Genomic DNA, 2,234 nt, shown 5'->3' with positions numbered 1-2,234 from the left:
GCCACTGGCGGTACGCCTGCTGGTCAGCTGGCGCGTAGGGCGCATGTTCAAGGAACGAGCCGTATCTTTTGCGAACGAAGGCCGCCATGGCCGCTTGCACCTCAGCGGCCGCGCCCGATTCCCAGGCCGGCAAGAGCTCTTCGCGAATCAAGGCCTCAAGCGATCCTCGGCCGAAAAACGGCCCTGACTTACGACAGTCGATAAGGTTGTCCTCGCCATGCGTTGCCCAGCTTGAGATGTTGACCAAGCGTGTGACCCGAAAGCTCAGCTTCTTCAACGTGCCCGCCATGCCGGCAAGTTTCTCCATCAACGGAGCGTAGAGCCTGGTCAGCGCATCCTGTTCCTTGATGATGGCTTCGAATAGGCGCCCATAGGCTTCCTCGCGTTCTTGCTGTAGCACCTTGCGGCGCTCGTTCGCACCCCTGGCATCAGCCAGCTTCGTCTTGAGGCCCTGCAGCAGCACCTTCTCCGACCCGATTTTCTTAKTCAGGGTCGTGAATTGCGTCCGGACAACAGAGTCAGCGCTGATTCGCTTTTCAAGACGCGCGATCTCGGCTTTGAGATYCGAGACGGTGACCTTTGTCAGGTCGGCATCGGCGGCAACCAGCGGCGCTTGCGGGTCGCCCTCTGACGGCGCAGTACCCACAAGCTTTGCGATCTCCTTGTCAGCCCACGTGATGTAGCTGAGAAGCGCACTGTCGACATCGCCCTTGTAGTCGAGTAGAAAGTTGCCCCACTGCGCCTCATCGAGGCCGCTCGCTGGATGACGTTCCATCACCTGCCGCAGCATTTCTGGGGCCTTGGAGGTGCGGGTGTTTGTCACCTCGTCCTGCATGGCAAGGTAGGTCCGACGACGCGTAGCCAGCGAGTTGACGCGCGTCACCTGCGAGTGCAGTGCCTCGTTGAGCGTTGTAAGCCGCTTCACCTCCGCCTCGGACCCTTTGATTACCAGCTTGGCGAGGTCGGCGGTGTAGTTCGCTATCAGTTTCTCTTTGGCGAGCACCTGAGTGTTCAGGCTGGTCACCATGGCTTCCTTTTCGGCTTCGTCAGCGATGCGATCGGACGTGGCCGAGATGGCCTCAACCTCCATGCCCCTGGACTTGCGGAAACGGCCCGTCTTGTTGTCGCGCAATTGTGCGAAGTCATAGGCTTCGTCGTCGTCGCCTATGGTGGCATGTGCCTCGAAGATCACGCGCTCGATTTCCCGGACCAGCCCTTCCGATGCGCCTTTGGAAGAGCACAAGTCCTCTACAAATTGCTGCGATAGGTACCTAGCGCGTGGGACGGCTACTTGGTCGCCAGCTGCTCGCCCATCGAGGTAGCAGATCGAGGGGTCTCCCTCGCCCCACATCAATTTGGCCTTCGCATTGCCTATGAGCGGCTTCGCACGGACCAGGAAGGACGCGCTGATTTCGCTGCTCGCGTCCCATGCAGTCCTTGGGATGGCATTGCATGCGGCTGCGATCACGTCGGCAAGGGCAGTTTTGCCGGAGCCACGTGCCCCGATGACGGCCACTAACCCAGAATTCAACGGTACTACGCCGGTAGCAGCCCACGGGGCGGTCTCAATCTGAACCTCGTTGATCACCTGGGACGGCGTCGCTCCTTTTGGAGGCTCTGTTCCCACGTAGGCGCGTCCCTCAGGGTCGATGCATGCCTGCCGAAGCGCATCGAACGTCAAGGCTCCCTTGATCCAGGAGTAACGGTCGCCAATGGGCTTACCCACCGACGTTGGATCATGGGCATCGCTGCCGTGAAGGCATGGTTTGCACCCGTCATAGCGAGCCAACAGCTGCTCAGCGCTCATCGCTCGTTTGCCAAGCCAAAACTCCCGCTGCGCCGTGCTGCTGGCGAAGATCACATGCGCGAACTTCTCTATCTCTTGCCGAAGGGTCTGGTCCGCCGCACCGCGCAAGCCAGATGTCCCGTCGCCTTCGCCTCCGGCCGCTGCAATCAAAATGTTCTTTGAAGCCCAGCCGCTGGCCCTGAACGTCTCGCACAAGCTCTTGAAGTTCACCTTGAACTGCGTTGCTCCATGCTCAAGCGCCTTGCGGTCATCAACGATGGTCGTGTCTGCGGCCTTGCCCAGCCGGACCAGGTCAGCCTTGGTGCAATTGAAGATGTCACCAAGCGCGCGGAACTCCAGCCGAGCAAGGAAGCGATTGAGCTCTTCGAGGTGCTTGGRGTCCTCTGGGCTGACCAGCAGGTGGAGATTGACAAAGCCGCTCTTGGCC

The 2,234-nt window shown here is 60.2% G+C and carries 1 protein-coding gene; it reads right to left on the bottom strand.

What is annotated here, in order from left to right:
* On the bottom strand, nucleotides 1-2,234 hold a 2,234-nt coding region (locus ACXJKR_RS30320), incomplete at both ends, for a TrlF family ATPase (protein WP_457326008.1).

The sequence above is a fragment of the Roseateles sp. P5_E11 genome (assembly GCF_054049355.1).
This window is presented reverse-complemented; position numbering and strand designations above follow the sequence as displayed.